The 392-nt window shown below is 57.7% G+C and carries 1 rRNA gene; it reads right to left on the reverse strand.

The annotated features are described in order from the left end of the window. Positions 1 to 309: 309 nt before the first annotated feature. A 16S ribosomal RNA gene (locus tag ADL15_RS18820) occupies positions 310 to 392 on the reverse strand; the annotation flags it as partial.

Consider the following 392-nt stretch of genomic DNA (forward strand, 5'->3'; position numbering starts at 1 on the left):
ACCAACGACCAACCCACAACCCCATCCGCAAAACACCAGCCTCAACAACATTGAGCGGTATGAACTGCGAGATTGTGCCTGGCATTGAAGACCAACCACATACATGGTTGTTCTTTCAGATACCCAACAGGATGCTTGTTTTTCGCCTCTACCAGCCGCACCAGCCCGCGTTCCACACCCCGAGGGGCGGTACTAACTAAGCCGGCCGTTGCCGGTTTCAACTGGCCAGTGTCTCCGCCTTTGAGCACCCCGGTTCGACGTGTGCGAACCGCGGGCCACTGTCGCCTTTCGGCGATAGTTGCTCCTTAGAAAGGAGGTGATCCAGCCGCACCTTCCGGTACGGCTACCTTGTTACGACTTCGTCCCAATCGCCAGCCCCACCTTCGACGGCT

Origin of the sequence: Actinoplanes awajinensis subsp. mycoplanecinus (assembly GCF_001509495.1) — a bacterium.
Taxonomy (GTDB): domain Bacteria; phylum Actinomycetota; class Actinomycetes; order Mycobacteriales; family Micromonosporaceae; genus Actinoplanes; species Actinoplanes palleronii.